Annotated in this window: 1 protein-coding gene; it reads left to right on the top strand. The window is 73.2% G+C overall.

Annotated elements, in window-relative coordinates; all coding sequences use genetic code 11:
- Positions 1-9: 9 nt before the first annotated feature.
- The coding region (locus AB0883_RS30745) for an amino acid adenylation domain-containing protein (RefSeq protein WP_366644767.1) at positions 10-1,844 on the top strand (1,835 nt) is incomplete at its 3' end.

Genomic DNA, 1,844 nt, shown 5'->3' with positions numbered 1-1,844 from the left:
CAACTCCTCATCCACCGCTACACCACCCAAAACCCCGTCGTCATCGGCACCCCCCTCACCGGCCGCACCGACCCCGACGCCGAAAAACTCATCGGTTTCTTCGTCAACACCCTCCCCCTCGCCGTCGACATCCACCCCCACCACACCTTCCGCCAATTCCTGCACCACTCCCGCACCGTCCTCATCCACGCCGTCACCCACCAGGACATCCCCTTCGACAAACTCGTCGAGCACACCCGACCCACCCGCGACCGCCACACCCCACCCCTCATCCAAACCGTCTTCACCGGCGGGAACGTCACGGGCATCGCCGACGGCCCCGTGCCGCTGCACACCGCCACGATGCGTCCGATGTCGACGGAGCCGGGCACCGCGAAGTTCGACCTCACGGTCCACGCGGAGGTGGGAGCCGACACCGTCGGCGTGTACTTCAGCTACGCCTGCGACCTGTACGACGCCGCGACGATGGCCGACCTGGCCGACAGCTACCGGGCCCTGGTGGCCGCCGTGCTGGCGGACCCCGACCGGCCGCTGTCCACGGTGGAGGCCGTCACCGACGAGCAGCGCCGGCGGTTGGCGGCGGTGTCCACGGGGCGACGGCCGCCGACCGGTCGTGCGGCCCGGCGGCCCGAGGCCGTCCCCGACGGTCCCGACCGGGCGAGCGTGGTGGGCGCGCCGACGGCCGCAGTCGCCGGATGGTCGGACGGGGAACCCGGGTGTGTGCCGCGGCTGGTGACGCGGACGGCCCGACGCCAACCCGACGCGGTCGCCGTCGTCGACGGGGCGGGCACACTCACCTACCGCGAACTCGACGAACGGTCCAACCACCTCGCCCACCAACTACTACAACACGGCGCCCGACCCGACCACCCCGTCGCGGTCAGCCTCCCACCCGGCACACCCGCCATCACCGCCATGCTCGCCGTCCTCAAAGCCGGCGCCGCCTACCTCCCCGTCGACCCCACCGCACCCACCACCCGCCGACACCACCTCATCACCGACTCCGGCGCCACCATCCTCATCACCGCACACCCTGACGACACCGACACACCCCCCGGCGTCGTCACCCTCACCCCGCACCGCTCCACCTCCCCGGCGGCACCCCGGGTCGACATCCACCCCGAACAGTTGGCGTACGTCATCCACACCTCCGGGTCGACGGGTGTCCCCAAGGGCGTCATGGTCGCCCACCACGCGCTGGCCAACCTCGTCCGGTGGCACCTCGACACCTATCCGAGCGGCCCCGGCGAGCACCACGGCCAGATCGCCAGCCTCGGCTTCGACGCCGCCGTCTGGGAGATCTGGCCCGCGCTGGTCAGCGGCGCCACCCTGCACGTCGCCGACCCCGCGCACCGCCTCGACCCCACGGCGCTGCACGACTGGATGCACCGGCAGGGCCTCACCGTGGCCTTCGTCCCCACGCCGATCGCCGAGGCCGTCCTGCGACTGCCCACGCCGTCCACCAGCACCCTGCGCACGCTGCTCACGGGTGGGGACGCCCTCACCACCCGGCCGTCCGCGCGCACCCCCTACGCCCTGGTCAACCACTACGGGCCCACCGAGGCCGCGGTCGTCGCCACCGCCGGGCCGGTGCTCCCCGACGGGACCCACCGGCCGGACCTCGGCACCCCGATCGACGGTGCCCGCGTCCACCTCCTCGACGCCGAGCTGCGACTGGTGCCGCCCGGCGCGCCCGGCGAACTCTGCATCGCCGGCGACGGACTGGCCCGGGGATACCTCGGCCGTCCGGGGCAGACGGCGGAGCGGTTCCTGCCCGACCCGTACGCCACCACCCCCGGCAGCCGCCTCTACCGCACCGGCGACCTCTGCCGCCTCCGCACCGA

The organism is Micromonospora sp. NPDC047812, assembly GCF_040704175.1.
In the GTDB taxonomy this organism is placed as follows: Bacteria; Actinomycetota; Actinomycetes; order Mycobacteriales; family Micromonosporaceae; genus Micromonospora.
This window is presented reverse-complemented; position numbering and strand designations above follow the sequence as displayed.